Origin of the sequence: Microbulbifer sp. TB1203 (assembly GCF_030997045.1) — a bacterium.
Taxonomy (GTDB): Bacteria; Pseudomonadota; Gammaproteobacteria; order Pseudomonadales; family Cellvibrionaceae; genus Microbulbifer.
Map to the genome: position 1 here is coordinate 4,242,684 of NZ_CP116899.1, position 14,695 is coordinate 4,257,378.

9 protein-coding genes are annotated in these 14,695 nt (G+C 61.0%); 2 read left to right on the forward strand and 7 right to left on the reverse strand.

Annotation, left to right across the window (positions count from 1 at the left end):
* Nucleotide 1: 1 nt before the first annotated feature.
* Nucleotides 2–2,677: a M1 family metallopeptidase gene (locus PP263_RS18255; protein ID WP_308365318.1), complete on the reverse strand. Its 2,676-nt coding sequence runs from the start codon at nucleotides 2,675–2,677 to the stop codon at nucleotides 2–4.
* Between the two features lie 238 nt (nucleotides 2,678–2,915).
* Nucleotides 2,916–4,466: an alpha/beta fold hydrolase gene (locus PP263_RS18260; protein WP_308365320.1), complete on the reverse strand. Its 1,551-nt coding sequence runs from the start codon at nucleotides 4,464–4,466 to the stop codon at nucleotides 2,916–2,918.
* A gap of 309 nt (nucleotides 4,467–4,775) precedes the next feature.
* Between PP263_RS18260 and PP263_RS18265 the strand changes: the two genes are divergently transcribed.
* A complete protein-coding gene (locus PP263_RS18265) occupies nucleotides 4,776–6,308 on the forward strand; it encodes a hypothetical protein (protein WP_308365322.1) in 1,533 nt (510 codons plus the stop codon).
* A gap of 214 nt (nucleotides 6,309–6,522) precedes the next feature.
* Here the strand turns inward: PP263_RS18265 and PP263_RS18270 are convergent, their stop codons facing one another.
* From PP263_RS18270 to PP263_RS18285, 4 genes are all read right to left on the reverse strand, one after another.
* Complete coding sequence (locus PP263_RS18270; protein ID WP_308365323.1) at nucleotides 6,523–6,945, reverse strand: DoxX-like family protein; 423 nt, start codon at nucleotides 6,943–6,945, stop codon at nucleotides 6,523–6,525.
* Between the two features lie 138 nt (nucleotides 6,946–7,083).
* Nucleotides 7,084–7,533, reverse strand: a complete 450-nt coding sequence (gene cynS / locus PP263_RS18275) for a cyanase (protein ID WP_308365324.1) — start codon at nucleotides 7,531–7,533, stop codon at nucleotides 7,084–7,086.
* Between the two features lie 20 nt (nucleotides 7,534–7,553).
* Nucleotides 7,554–9,335, reverse strand: coding sequence for a bifunctional protein-serine/threonine kinase/phosphatase (locus PP263_RS18280; RefSeq protein ID WP_308365325.1), 1,782 nt, complete (start codon nucleotides 9,333–9,335; stop codon nucleotides 7,554–7,556).
* Between the two features lie 5 nt (nucleotides 9,336–9,340).
* On the reverse strand, nucleotides 9,341–10,183 hold the full coding sequence (locus PP263_RS18285; RefSeq protein WP_308365326.1) for a formate/nitrite transporter family protein: 843 nt from the start codon (nucleotides 10,181–10,183) through the stop codon (nucleotides 9,341–9,343).
* A 562-nt stretch (nucleotides 10,184–10,745) separates the two neighbouring features.
* On the opposite strand from PP263_RS18285, the gene PP263_RS18290 reads away from it, so the two are divergent.
* Entirely contained in the window at nucleotides 10,746–12,416 is a 1,671-nt protein-coding gene (locus PP263_RS18290) for a M28 family peptidase (RefSeq protein WP_308365327.1), read from the forward strand.
* 561 nt (nucleotides 12,417–12,977) lie between these two features.
* On the opposite strand, the gene PP263_RS18295 is transcribed toward PP263_RS18290, so the two are convergent.
* Entirely contained in the window at nucleotides 12,978–14,582 is a 1,605-nt protein-coding gene (locus tag PP263_RS18295; RefSeq protein WP_308365329.1) for an ABC-F family ATPase, read from the reverse strand.
* Nucleotides 14,583–14,695 lie beyond the last annotated feature (113 nt).

Consider the following 14,695-nt stretch of genomic DNA (forward strand, 5'->3'; position numbering starts at 1 on the left):
TCTACATCGCTAGGGACTGCAAGACCCCACCCAAACCAAGCCCCCTCTCCCGCAGCGCCATACACAACTGAATCTGCTCCTCCGTCTGCGCCAGGCTGCGCTGATAGCCGGGCGCCAGTTTGCCCTGCTCCGCAAACAGCTGCTGCACTTCGCCGAGCTGGTCCGCGTCGCAGAAGGCGCGGGCGAAAGCCGGGGTATGGCGGCGCCACTGTTCCGGAATCTTGTCGACCACCTGGGGGAAATTCTGTCGCAGCCACTGCCAGTGCTGTTGCTGTAACGCCGGTTCGGCGAGAGCGTTGGCGATCAGGCCGAAGGCCTCGCGAGCGCCCAGCTGCTCGCTGAGCGCCAGCTGGTGAATCCGCTCCAGTTGCCCGGCGTTGTCGCTGCGGCCGATGGCGTTGGCGCTGGCGTTCTCGAACAGCGGGTCGTCCAGTTCGCCGCGCACCGCGATCAGGTGCTGCAGAAAATCATCGCCGGAATCCTGCACGGCGACGGTGAGCGCGGCTTCATAGAGGTCGGAGTCCAGCGCCTTTTCATCCCTTTCCTGTTTGAAGCCGGTAAAGGCCATCGCCCTTTCCGCCAGCTGTTTGCGTGCGGCCGGTTCCCCGGCGGTGAGCGCCATAAATTCCAGCAGTTCGCTGTGCAGCAGCTGTTTTTCACTGTCGCCGCTGCCGGCGGTTTGTTGCAGCAGGGGCTGATACAGGTCCTGCGCAAACTGTAGGAATGCAGGCTGGATTTCGCCGCCCAGGTAGTTGCGGCGGTATTTCTCCAGGTAGCGCAGGGGGGCGGTGACCACCTGGCGCTTGTCCGCGGCGGCGGACTGCCGCACCAGTTGCAGCAGGGTGGATTCCGGCAGCCCGCCCGCCTCGAAGGCGGCGAAGGCGCTGTCGATAATGGACAGTTGCTCGGTAGGGCCGAAGCCGGCGAACTGCGCCAGCAGCGCCTGCCACTGGGGCTCGTCCAGGGTCCAGCGGTAGTAGCCGCTGCCCTGGGCATTGGGCAGTATCCACTGCGGGCACTGTTCGCCTTCCAGGGCCAGGGTCTGCTGCGGCTCGGAAAGTATCAGGCACTGTTCCGAGCCGGAGTCCGTGCGCAGGCACAGCGGAATGCTCCATTTCTGACCCGCGTCTTCAATGGGCGAGCCGAGTGGTTTGTATCGGCTCTGGCGGATTTGCAGCTGGGTTTTGCCGGCGTCGCAGTCCAGCGTGAAGGCCAGTTGCGGCACGCCCTTCTGCTCCACGAAGCTGCGGAAGGTTTCGGTCAGTTCCGGGGTCTTGGTCTCCTCGCCGATCACCTGGTAAAAATCCGGCGAATCCGCCTCACCCTCGGCGAAGGCCTCGATATAGCGGCCCAGCGCCGGGCGGAAATGCTCCGCGCCGAAGTAGCGGTCCACCATATGGATTACACCCAGGCTCTTGGAATAGGTGATGGCATCGTAGGCGTTGCGGATATTGTTGTTGTCGCTGATCGGCTCGCGAATCGCGCGGGTGCTGGCCAGGGAGTCCAGTTGCATGGCGCTGATCGCCCGGGTGGCCGCGTTCAGGTCGTGGCCGCCTTCCGGTTCGAACAGGGTCAGCGCCAGCGGCGTGCCCCAGGTGGCGAAGCCCTCTTTCAGCCACAGGTCGTCCCACCAGGGCGGGGTGACCAGGTTGCCGAACCACATATGGGCGATTTCGTGTGCGTGCACGCCCAACAGTGACAGGCGCGCGCCGGGGGCCGGCTTGTCGCTCACCAGGATGCGCTGCTCGCGGTAGGTGATGGCTGCGGAAAGCTCGGTTGCGCCGCTGGGCCACTGGGGCGCGGCGATGATATCGAGCTTGTCGAAGGGATAGGGGCGGCGCAGTTCCCGCTCGAAAATCTCCACCAGGCGCGGGGTGACGTCGAGAATGTAATTCATATCCCCGCCGCGGCCCTTGCGCGCAAAGCCGCGCAGGGGAATGGGCTCGGAGCGGAATTCGTTGGCGGGGATCGCCGGGCGCTCGACGATATCGAAAGGCCCCACCGCCAGGGACAGCAGGTAGGTGGACATGGGCCGGGTGGTGGCGAAGGTCACCTTCTCCAGGCCCTCGCCGGCCGCTTCCCGCGCGACCTCCGGGCCGTTGCCGATGGCCGCGTAACCGGCGGGCACGGTCAGGCTGATATCGAAGGTGGCTTTCAGCCCGGGCTCATCGAATCCGGGCAGGTACTTGCGCGCCTGGATGGATTCGGATTTGGCCAGCGCATAAGCGCTTCCCTGCTCCTCCACCTTGAACAGGCCCGCCAGGTTGCGATCAAAGGGCGCGCTGTATTTCAGACGCAGGGTGAATTTGCCCGCGGGCAGCGCCTCGGTGAATTTCACCGCGGCCACGCCGCTGTCCAGCACCTCTTTGTATTCCGCGGGGATTTCCCGCTCCGGCAGGATTGCGGTGGCCTCGCTTACCCGAAGGTTTTTGCCGTGCAGCCAGATTTGCTCCGCGGCTTTGTCCAGTTGGATATCGATCTCCACGGTGCCGGAGAAGTCGTCCCGGCGCGGGTCCAGCAGCAGGTCCAGGCGGTAAGCCTGGGGGCGCACGCCCTCCGGAAGCTTGCCCGCCGGGGCCTCGCTATCGGCAGTTGCGGTGGAGTTTTCAGCGGGGCTGCAGCCGGCCAGCACCAGGAGGGGGAGGGCCAGCAGGTAGCGCAGAATCAGTGTTTTCATAGCGGATCGGTGCCTGGCAAAAACGGCCATTGTACCGATTCATTTGGGGATTGCCTGGGGGGCCTGGATATTGTCTGTAGGAGCGGCCCATGGCCGCGATAGCGGGCCTGCGGCCCGCAAGCCGAGCTGGGGCTCGGCGGTCCGTCCCTACAACGTATTCTCGTCATTCCGGCGCAGGCCGGAATCCAGGTGCCACGGGACTGGATACCGGCCTACGCCGGTATGACGAGATCCGCGATTACAGATGCGGAATCGTCAGTTTGGACTGGCGATTACTGCGATAGGGCACCTCGATCCGGTAGTCGGTGTCTTCCGGCTTCTGGTAAATCGCCCCCTCGGTGTCGATCGCCAGGGTCACCAGGTGCCCCGCCGGCACGTCGTAGCTGGTGGTAAAGAAATCCACGCTGATTTTCTGCGCCTGCCCCACCGCCGCATTGTGCAGGGTGACCGGCGCGTGGGTGATCAGGCGGCCCAGGCCCAGCAGGTCGGTGTCGTAGAGGTGCAGCTGCAGTTGTACCTCCGGCTTGCTGGGCACTATCCACAGATCCAGCTGCGGGGTGCCGCGGATTTTCAGGGTGCTCCACTGCAGCGGCGAGTGGTACTCGATGGCGTGATAGCCGTTGATGCCCAGCATGCTGGTGTACACCGGAATGCCGAAGCCCTCCAGCGCGTCGGAGATCAACGGGATGCCGGTGCCGGCCAGAGTGTCGGCGCCGCCGTGGAAGCGGTTGTCCCAGTTCCAGCCGGAGTAGCCGCTGCTCTTCAGGCCGCCGCTGTTGAAATAGGTCAGCCGCGGGTGCAGGTACCAGGTGCTGCGATTCCGGGTTACCGGGAAATCCTCGAACTGCTCCAGACGATTGCTGATGCGCACCGTCATGTCCACTTTGGGCTCGCGGTGGATGCCGTTGTCGACGCCCTTCAGGTGATGGTCGAACCAGCGGAAGCCGGTGGCCCAGATGTGGCCGTCATTGCCGCCCAGGGTTTCCGTAATCGCGTGGGTGCCGGGATTGAGCAGCAGTTTTTTCGGGCCCTCCAGCAGGGTGTAGAGGTCGATCATGCTATTGGGCTTGAACAGGTAGTCGGCGAAGTTGTTCGACATCAGCACAGCGGTGCCGTTGGTATTCAACTGGTCCACAAAGCTGAGTGCCGAGCGGGGCGCGGCGAATTCCAGTACGCCGTCGATATTCTGCCCGCTGCGCAGGTCGCTCCAGACGCGATCCACCTGAGCGTCCAGGTTCAGTGCCGAGGCGGTGAGCAGCGTGCCCCACACCAGGTTGACGGTCTCGTTGGGGTAGAGCCCCTCCACCACGTCGGACCAGCCGGACAGCGCGGCCACCGCATCCACCCGTGGGTGTGCCGCCGCGGCCAGCAGCGAGACGCCGGCGCCGTAGGAGATGCCGGCCAGGCCCAGCTTGCCCACCGGGTAGCGGTCCTCCAGCCAGTCGATCAGCACGCCCACGTCGGCAATACTGTCGCTGCCCGCCACATCCACCAGGCCGCCGGACTGGCCGAAGCCGCGGGTGGAATAGCTCATCACCAGGTAGCCGTTATCGGCCAACTCGGCGGCTTGCAGCAGGTATTGGTGCTTCTCCAGCGCCCAGCTGTTGGTGAACAGCACCGTGGGATAGCCGCCGGCGGGTGCTGGGCCCTCAGGCACGAACAGGTTGGCGTCCAGCTCGGTGCCATCGAAGGTGGTGATGTCCAGGTCGTGAATAAAGGTGGGGGCGGCAAGGCTCTGCGCCGCCAGCAGGGCGCCGCCGAGCAGCGCCAGGAGCGGGGAAATTTTCATGGGTTTCTCTCATCGCAATTATTATGTTTATTTGTGACCGGCCGGTATTCATTGGTCACCTGCCAACTATAAGGTCTGGAACTGCCGCTCGATGCCCTCGTGAATGAAAACTGAGAAGCAGTTCCCGGTCATTGGCGTTTGGAGGAACCTTAAGAAGTCGCGGTAAAAGCTGACTTGCACGGACCTTTCAGTCCCAGAAAACCCGATGGATACTGGGTTTTGGTCTAAAATTGTTCTTTTTTTGATCAATAAAAACGGTTACTGTGTGCTTCCACTTTTTGCCACGGAGGGTCCACAAGAAGTAACCCGGTGGTCAGAAATATGTTTTCCCGTGCACTCGCATTCCTGGTAATTTTTTTCAGTTTTGCCCTTTTCGCCTGCGGCGCCCAGCGAAACCTGGAACTGGGGGAAGAGACCTGGTATCAGGTCGACAGCGCCAACTTCCGCATCATCACCAACGGTGACCCTGAGGCTGTGAAAATCCTCGCCTCGGACCTCGAGCGCTACCGCGCCGTGGCTCTGACACTGATGCCTGGAAGTAAAGCGGGGCAAAAGCTCACCATTTACGCCGCCGCCGATCGCCAGACCTACGGCAGCCTGGTGGGCGCGGAGCTGGGGGAACTCACCAACGGCTTGTACGACACAACCGCCCAGGGCAGCTACGCCCTGGTGAACCTGGACGGCCGCAGCGGCGAGCGCCAGCTGGCGGCGCGGGAGTTCCTGTTCCACGAGTACACCCACTTCCTCAGCTACAACCGCACCACCATTCATTACCCCTACTGGTACAGCGAGGGCTTCGCCGAGTTCATGTCCACCATGGACTTCCCCGCCAAGGGCCACTATGAGATTGGTGGAATCCCGGAAGAGCGGGCCATGACCCTGCTCTACACTGAGCCGCTCCCTCTGGAGCAGCTGCTGCGCGCTACCGTGCAGAATATTCCGGACGAGGAGAAAAGCCGCGTTTACGCCAGCGGTTGGATGCTGGCCCACTGGGTGATCATGGAGAGTGGCAAAGCCGAGGAATTCAAGGAGTATGTGAAGGCCTACAACAATGGTGCCGATCCGGTGGAGTCGCTGGAACGCGCGCTCGGGATGACGCTGGCGGAGATAGACCGCGAGTACAAAAGGTTGTTCCAGGAAGGCAAGTTCGACCTGGCCAGCGGCGTGGTGCCGACGGACTTCCGCGAGGTCAACCCGAGGGTACACCGCCTCCTGCCGCAGCGCGCAATGGCGGAAGTGGGCCGCTTCCTGGTGCTCTCCGGCTACAACCTGGGAGAGCTGTACTCGCTGGTGCAATATGCCCGCGCCAAGAACATAGCCAGCCCGGAACTGACCGCGGTGCAGGCGGAGGCGGAAATCAGGCTGGGGAATTTCGACCGCGCCGAGCGCCTGCTGGCTACGATTCCCGTGTCCGAGCGCAACAAATTCTGGTACCAGAGCGCCGACGCCTGGCTGGGCGTCAACCGCGAGATGTTCAAACCCGGTCCGGCGCGCGATCGCCAGCGGCTGGAAAAGGCGCGTGACAAATTCAAGTTCCTGGTCAACAACGAATCGGACAACGCCTCCCACTGGTACGGCCTGGCCATGGCCATGGAAATGCTCGACTACCCGCGGGAGAAATACACCCAAATGCTTGAGCAGGCCTACCTGCGCGCTCCGCGCCAAGTGGAAATTTCCCAGTGGCTGGCGATGGAACTGTACGAGCAGAAAGATGCCGAGTACTTCGCCCAAGTGGCCCAGCCGCTACTGCTGGAACTGACCAACGAGGACGAGTACCAGCAGATGAAGATGATGCTGGCGGAGCTGAAGCCGAAAGCCGGGGCGAAAAAGGCTGTGCAGTAACTGTCGATCACCTATAGGGCGCTTCTAAAAATTCGTTTCTCGTCACCCCCGCGAAGGCGGGGGTCCAGTAACCGCGGTTGGATTCCCGCGTGAGCTTCGCTGCTCTGACGAGTCGCGGGAATGACGATTTCTAGAGGTGCCTTATAGGTGACAGTGGCCTCCCGGGGGCTTTTACCCTATAGGAGCCTGCGTACAGGCGAACAAAAAGCTCTGCTTAGCTTAACCCCTGATGGCCACTGTCCCCTTTCCCACCAAATTCAATTTCCCGGTGAGTGATCACAACCAGATAACACAGCACCAGGGTAACGATATTTATCGATACCGGATTGAAGGCCTCGATTAAAAGCCCCGGTTTTACCAGCGCCACATCCAGCAACAGCACAACCAAAAGCGCCGCCCCGGCGTAGACTGGAAGAAGTGACTTTCTGTAGAAGACAATTGCCAGGGCCAGAAGGATTTCCGAAAGCCCTGCAAGCGGGGAAAGTATCGCGGCGGGAATACCCAAGTTGTGAAGATCGACCAGCTCCTTCTCGATTGGACTTAACCAGAGTATCTTCGGCATCAGGCCGTGGTAGAAAAAGACAAACGCCAATCCCAGGCGTGCGATAAGATTGATCTTTATCAGGCTATTGTGCATTTTTCAATTGTACCTGAATACCCAAAACAGGATATGCGATCGTAGGGTGCGCCGTGCGCACCAAAAGATGTTGGAGCCTGCACCGGGTCGAAAAGGGTGCGCAGGGCGCACCCTACGATAAAGGGCCTGCTAGGGCTTTCAATACGCCTTATAAGGCAAAAACTTCCCAGACAACACCACCTTCACCCTGTCCCCCTTCGGGTCCTCCTCCCGCTCGATATCCATTGAAAAGTCGATAGCACTCATAATCCCATCGCCGAACTCTTCGTGGATCAGTTCCTTGATGGTGCTGCCGTAGACATTTACCACCTCGTACCAGCGGTAGATCAGCGGATCGGTGGGAACCGCCGTGGGCAGTGAGCCTTTGTAGGGGACTGCCTGGAGCCAGGCCAGGGCCTCTTCCGGCAGGTCGAAAATCTCACCCACGATTTTGGCCTGCTGCTCGTCGAAGGTCATCTGGCCCAGGCAGGCGGCGGTGGTCCATTCCTTCGACAGGCCGACGGCGTCGGCCACCTGGGTCCAGGTGATGCCCTTGCGGATTTTGGCGGACTGGATCATCCGGGTTACGTCTTCGCGGCTGTTGATCATGCTCTTCTCCTTGGAAGGAATTATTGAAGTTGATAGAGGAGCGCCAGGATGGCGAGGAACTGCAACAGTGCCAGGCCCCGCCAGAAAGCCACCGGGTTGCGCTCTATCAGCGGCGGTCGACTGTTGGCGAGGAAGGCCTTGTTCGGGTGGCGGAGGTCGTAGAGAAACTCCGACAGATGTTGGTAGCGTTTCAGCGGGTCCGGGTGCACGGCCTTTTTTAAGGTGGCATCCACCCAGGCGGGGATCTCGCTGTCTTCGTCCAGCACACTGCGATAAGAGAGCCGCCGCTGGGCGGCGCGGCTGCGCGCGCGGGGGACGTCGGGGCCGTAGGGAAAGCGCCCGGACAGCATGTGGTAGGTGAGCACCCCGAGGGAAAACAAATCCGAGTGGGCCGAGGGAGTCTCGCCGATAAAGTATTCGGGCGCGGCGTAGAGGGCGGTGCCCTGCAACTGGTCGCCCCCGCTGGCGCCGGCCAGTTCGCCCAGGCCGCCGATCCGCGTGGCACCGTAGTCGATGATTTTCACCGTGCCGCCGCGGTCGATCATTATGTTGTCGGGCTTCAGGTCCTGGTGCAGCATTTCCATGCGGTGCATGGCCTGCAGGCCGCGGGCGATTTGCTCGACGATGCCGCGCACGCTTTCCAGGTCCGGTTTTGGGTTGTCGCGCAGCCACTGGGCGAGAGTCTGGCCCTCGATGTATTCGGTGGCGGTGTAGAAATAACGGCGCTCCCTGTCCGCGGGCGCCGCCCTGAGCAGGTGCACGCTGCTGACCCGCCGGGCTATCCACTCTTCCATCAGGAAGCGTTCCAGGTAAGCGGGATCGCCGCTCACATCGGTGGCCGGGGTTTTGAGCAGCACGCGGGTATTTGTCTGTGTGTCCTCGGCCAGATAGGCGTGACTGCGATTGGAGGCGTGGATTTCGCGCAGTATGCGGTAGCCGTCCAACTCGTCGCCGGGGCGCAGTGTCGGCGGCAGCGGCAGCGTGTCCGCCTGCTGCAGCAGTGCCAGAGTTTCCCGGCCGGGTAATTCCTCCACGCGCACAATCTGGATCGACAGGTTGTCGCCGCTGCCGTTGGCAATGGCCGCATCGACGATAGTCCGGGCCGCCGCATCCAGGTCGCCGGCGGACTCGCGCAATTGTTCGATGATGAATTCCGCGCGCACATGTTCGTACACGCCATCGGTGGCGAGGATAAAGAGCTGCCCCTCGCGCAGCGGGAAATTTTGGTAGTCCGGTTCCATATGGGCGTCAACGCCCAGCGCCCGGCTGAGATAGCTCTCCTCGGCGGAGACCCAAAGGCGGTGGTCGTTGGTCAGCTGTTCCAGCGCCTCGCCCTGCAGGCGGTAGACGCGGGTATCGCCCAGGTGGAACAGGTGCGCCGTATCGCCACGCAATACCAGCGCACTGAACGTGCAGACATAGCCTTTGTCCCGCTCGAAGCGGTAGTGGCTCTGCCGGGTCTGCGCGTCGAGCCAGGCATTGGTGGCCGCGATCACCCGGGTGGCGGCGGTGCGCACCGACCAGGCATCGGAGGTGCTGTAGTAGTCCTCGAGGAAACTCTTGACTGCGGTCTCGCTGGCGACGTGGCTGACGTCGCTGCTGCTGATGCCGTCGGCCATGGCCAGGGCCACACCTTTCAGCGAAAGCTGCGGCTGCCCGGGCACCACTGCGCCGTGAAAGTCCTGGTTGAGGGGCTTGCGCCCCTCGCTGGTGCACTGGCCGATGGAAACCCTGAGCTGGCCAGTGGACTCGCGGACGTTTGCCCCGGCGGCGGTTGCCGGCCGGGGTTGTGCTGCGTTCATTTCGATCAGCTGGCCAGCGCCGGCTTCGCGCTGTCGCCGCCCAGGTTGCGCTTAGGCGCGGTGCGCACGTGGGTGCTGTACAGGGTCAGGCCGGTAAAGGCGAGGCCGCCCACCAGGTTGCCGAGCGCGGTGGGGATCTCGTTCCAGAGGAAATAATCCATGATTGAGAAACCGCCGCCCATCAGCATGGCCGAGGGGAACAGGAACATGTTCACCACAGAGTGCTCGAAGGTCATGAAGAAGAACAGCATGATCGGCATCCACATGGCCAGCACCTTGCCGCTCACGTTGGTGGAAATCATCGCGCCCACAACGCCCATGGAAACCATCCAGTTACACAGCATGCCGCGAATAAAAATGGTGAACCAGCCTGCGGCACCGTACTCCGCGTAACCCAGGGTACGCGCCTCGCCGATACCGGCGATCTTCTGCCCAACGACACCGGGCTCCACCGAGAAACCGTAGGTGAACACGAAGGCCATCATCAAGGCTACTGTCAGCGCCCCGGCAAAGTTGCCCAGGAAAACCAGGCCCCAGTTCCTGAGAATACCCTTGATGGTGACCCCGGGCCGCCGATCCAGCCAGGCCAGCGGCACCAGCACGAACACACCGGTAAGCAGGTCGAAGCCCATCAGGTACAGCATGCAGAAGCCGACCGGAAACAGCACCGCGCCCAGCAGCGGGCTGCCGGTGGTCACGGTGATGGTGATCGCGAACACCGCCGCCAGCGCCAGGATAGCCCCCGCCATATAAGCCCTGATCAGGGTATCCCGCGTGGACATAAAGATTTTTGCTTCACCGGCGTCGACCATTTTGGTCGCGAATTCCGATGGTAATAGGTAAGCCATAGTGTTGCCCCCAAATTCCGAATAGCTGGAAGTTTCCAATCGATACCGCCGGTGGCCGGGTATTTTTCCCGGCGCACAAAAAACGGCGTCTCCCGCCCCGCAGGCTGTGCAGCAGGGTTGGAGGACGCCGTTGTCCATGGAAACTGATTTTTTGTTCTGGACAGCGCCTAGTACAAGTGCGATGCCCACAAATATTGAGGCAAGTTCTGTGCCATCCCGCGACAAACGGTGCGCCGTATTTGCAGGTTCTACCATTCGCCGGCTCGGGGTCGAGCCGCACCAGTGTGGTGCATTGGCACATTAATGCTTTCAATGGCGCATGTATGTGGTGCCGGTGGGATCGCTGTCCCGACATCCTCATGACTCCTGTAGGAGCGGCGGGGCGGCCATCCGCCATGCCCGCGATCGGCATATGCCATTGGCTGAGCCCATCGCGGGCATGGCCCGCTCCTACAAAGGGTAGATAGCCATGAGTCCACGGCAGCCCGTTTCACGCGACGTTACGGCTAATGATATGGTTACCCGATCACCTCTATCCCCTCCGCAAAAAATGAGAGCCATAATGATCTACCGAGCAGTTTGCCTGTTCCTGTCCATCCTGGCGGTGGCCGCGTGCTCAAAGCCTGAAGAGAACACCATACAAATCGATCCCGAGCGCCTCTCCAACATCGTGAAAGTACTCGCTTCCGAGGAGTTCGGCGGGCGGGCGCCAGGAACTCCGGGCGAAGAGAAAACCGTCGCCTACCTGATCGAAGAATTCAAATCACTGGGTCTGGAACCCGGCGGTGAAAATGGCAGCTGGACCCAGATCGTGCCCATGGTCCACACCCGGATCAATACACCCGCCACCATGTTCCTGAGTACCGGTGGCGAACATCTCCCGCTGGCACAGGGTGCGGATATCGAAGTCAGTACCCTGCGCAATCTCGATCGCATCGAGATCGCCGATGCGCCCATCGCTTTCGTCGGCTTTGGTGTGGACGCCCCGGAACGGGACTGGAACGACTTCGGCAATATCGACCTCAAGGGCAAGGTCGCCCTCTTCCTGGTCAACGATCCCGATTTTGCCGCGGGCCCGGACGAACCGGCGGCGGGCCGGTTTGGCGACCGGCGCATGACCTATTACGGACGCTGGGCCTACAAGTTCGAGGAAGCCGCGCGGCGCGGTGCCCTCGCGGCGCTGGTTATCCACGAGACGGATGCCGCCGGCTACCCCTGGAGCGTGGCCTCCTCATCGCCGGGGGAAAACTACGCGCTGGCGCAAAGCGGAGAGAGTACCCCGCCCGTCTCACTGCAGGGCTGGTTACACAACGACGCCGCTGCCCGACTGCTCGAACGCGCCGGCCTGGATCTGGACAAACTGCGCGTCGAAGCCCGCTCCCCCGAATTTGAAGCCTTTGATCTGGAGGGAATCACTTTCAACGCGGATCTCGCCACAACCGTCGAAAACATCGAGAGCCACAACGTACTGGCCATCCTTCCCGGCAGCGAGCGCCCGGATGAAATCCTGATGGTCTCCTCCCACTGGGACGCCTATGGCACGGGCGAACCCGACGCCCAAGGCCGCACCGTGCGTCCCGGTGCCAACGACGACGCGCTGGGCACCGCCGGCGTACTGGAACTGGCGCGGGTGTTAAAAGCCGGACCGGCGCTGGACAGAAGCGTACTGTTCGCCGTGTGGACCGGCGAGGAAAGCGGCCTGCTCGGCTCCCAGGCCTATGCGGCTAACCCGCTCTATCCCCTGGAGAAGACGGTCGCCAACTTCACCCTGGATATCCTCCAGACCGCCGGCGCCGCACGGGATGTGATACTGGTCGGTGAAGGGCAAAGTGAACTGGAAGACGACCTGGCCCGCGCCGCCCACAGCCAGGGCCGCACGGTCACCCCGGAATCCCTGCCCGAAAACGGCCTCTTCTACCGCGCGGACCACTTCTCCATGGCCCGGCAGGGCGTACCGGTACTGCTGATCATGGGCATCGCCGGTGGCGCAGACCTGGTGGATGGCGGCCGCGAGGCCGGAGAAAAATGGATCGCCGATTATGTGAGCAACTGCTATCACAAAACCTGCGACGCCTGGGACCCGAACTGGGACCTCACCGGCGCCGTGCAGGATATCTCCGCAATCCGCATGATTATGAGTGACCTGGGCAGCTCGACCCGCTGGCCGGAGTGGAAGGAGGGATCGGAATTCAAGGCGATTCGGGATCGGAGTGCGGGGGTGAGGAAGCTCTAGTCGCTCGGTGAATGGCACTTACTTAAGGAACCCTCTGAACAAGTCCATTTCGTCACCCCGGCGTAGGCCGGGGTCCAGAGAAATCAAGGGTTTCTGGATTCCGGCTTTCGCCGGAATGACGTTATTCAGAGGTTCCTTAAGGAACCTCTGAATAAGTCCATTTCGTCACCCCGGCGCAGGCCGGGGTCCAGAGAAATCAAGGGCTTCTGGATTCCGGCCTTCGCCGGAATGACGTTAATCGGAGGTTCCTTAAGGAACCTCTGAACAAGTCCATTTCGTCACCCCGGCGTAGGCCGGGGCCCAGAGAAATCAAGGGCTTCTGGATTCCGGCCTTCGCCGGAATGACGTTAATCGGAGGTTCCTTAAGGAACCTCTGAACAAGTCTATTTCGTCACCCCGGCGTAGGCCGGGGTCCAGAGAAATCAAGGGCTTCTGGATTCCGGCCTTCGCCGGAATGACGTTGAGGTTCCTTAAGTGATAAGCGAAGCGCATCTACCAGTTACAAGGCCTGGAGCGGCAGATGCGAAGCCGTCATGGATGGAGCCCAAAGGGCCGGGCACATCAGGCAACCCGTAAACCCGGCTGCGACTGGCTCGCCAGATATTCGTCGTAGGTTCCCTGAAAATCGATCAGTGTCTGATCCTTGATTTCAACAACCCTGGTCGCCAATGACGACACAAACTGGCGGTCGTGGCTCACGAAAATCAATGTGCCTTCGTATTTTGCCAGGGCATTGTTCAGCGCTTCAATCGCTTCCATATCCAAATGGTTGGTGGGTTCATCCATGATCAACACATTGGTGTCCATCATCATCAACTTGCCGAACAGCAGGCGGTTTTTCTCACCACCGGAACAAACCTTTGCCTTCTTGTTGGCATCATCCGCGGTAAACAGCAGCCGGCCCAGAATGCCCCGCACCGCCAGGTCATCGTGCTTGGGGGTGCGCCACTGCGACATCCACTCGAATATGGTGAGATCGCAGTCAAAATCCGCACTGCTGTCCTGCGGGCAGTAACCCACGGCCGCATTTTCGGACCACTTGATTTCACCGCTATTGGCCTGGATCTCGTTGACCAGGCAGCGCAGGAATGTGGTTTTGCCGACGCCGTTTTCACCGATTACAGCCAGTCGCGCACCGGCTTCCAGAATCATCTCTCCGCCCTTAAACAGAGGCTCCTCAAAGCCATGGGATACGCCTTCCAGAACCAGCGCCTGTCGGTGTAATTTCTTGCACTGTTTAAAGGTAATGTACGGAGAAACCCGGCTGGACGGCTTTACTTCGTCCAGCTTGATCTTTTCCATCTTCTTGGCGCGGGAGCTTGCCTGTTTGGCCTTGGACGCATTCGCGGAGAAGCGGTTAACAAAACTCTGCAACTCTTCCAGCTCCGCACTCTTCTTGGCGTTCTCCGCGTGCAACTGATCCTGAATCAGCGTCGAAGCCGCGACAAAGTCTTCATAGTTGCCGGGGAAGATACGCAACTCGCCATAATCGATATCGGCCATGTGCGTGCAAACAGAGTTCAGGAAGTGGCGATCATGGGAAATGATGATCATGGTGCTTTTGCGCTGGTTCAGGATTTCCGCCAGCCAGTGGATGGTGTGAATATCCAGGTTGTTGGTCGGCTCGTCCAGCAGCAGGATATCGGGATCGGCAAATAGCGCCTGTGCCAGCAATACCCGCAGCTTCCAACCGGGTGCAACCTGTTTCATCAGGCCAAAATGCAGCGCTTCGTCTATTCCGGCTTCCAGCAGAATCTCGCCCGCACGGCTCTCCGCGCTATAGCCGTCCATTTCCGCAAACTGGACTTCCAGCTCAGCGACGCGCATGCCGTCGTCTTCACTCATCTCGGGAAGCGAGTATATGCGGTCACGCTCCTGCTTTACGGCCCAAAGGGCCGCGTCTCCCATGATCACAGCATCGACAACACTGTACTCCTCGAAAGCAAACTGATCCTGGCTCAATGTACCCACGGTACACCCGGGCGCAATCGAGACATTGCCGGCAGAGGGGGCTAAAGCACCGCTGAGGATCTTCATAAACGTCGACTTGCCGCAGCCATTCGCCCCGATAAGGCCGTAACGGTTGCCATTACCGAACTTTGCGGAGATGTTTTCAAACAGCGGCTTAGCGCCGAACTGCATGGTAATGTTCGCGGTGGAGATCAAGAGCGTATTCCTGGGAGCTTGCAAAATGGGCGTTGTTGAATCAACTTCGCCATAGCGGAGACGTACAGCGGGCGCGCACTATAAGGGATTGCCAGCGCCATGTCGAGAATTTT

What these genes read in the sequence shown, in the direction of transcription:
- PP263_RS18255 (WP_308365318.1), bottom strand. Translation starts at nt 2,677, where the DNA reads ATGAAAACACTGATTCTGCGCTACCTGCTGGCCCTCCCCCTCCTGGTG.
- PP263_RS18260 (WP_308365320.1), bottom strand. Translation starts at nt 4,466, where the DNA reads ATGAAAATTTCCCCGCTCCTGGCGCTGCTCGGCGGCGCCCTGCTGGCG.
- PP263_RS18270 (WP_308365323.1), bottom strand. Translation starts at nt 6,945, where the DNA reads ATGCACAATAGCCTGATAAAGATCAATCTTATCGCACGCCTGGGATTG.
- cynS (WP_308365324.1), bottom strand. Translation starts at nt 7,533, where the DNA reads ATGATCAACAGCCGCGAAGACGTAACCCGGATGATCCAGTCCGCCAAA.
- PP263_RS18280 (WP_308365325.1), bottom strand. Translation starts at nt 9,335, where the DNA reads ATGAACGCAGCACAACCCCGGCCGGCAACCGCCGCCGGGGCAAACGTC.
- PP263_RS18285 (WP_308365326.1), bottom strand. Translation starts at nt 10,183, where the DNA reads ATGGCTTACCTATTACCATCGGAATTCGCGACCAAAATGGTCGACGCC.
- PP263_RS18290 (WP_308365327.1), top strand. Translation starts at nt 10,746, where the DNA reads ATGATCTACCGAGCAGTTTGCCTGTTCCTGTCCATCCTGGCGGTGGCC.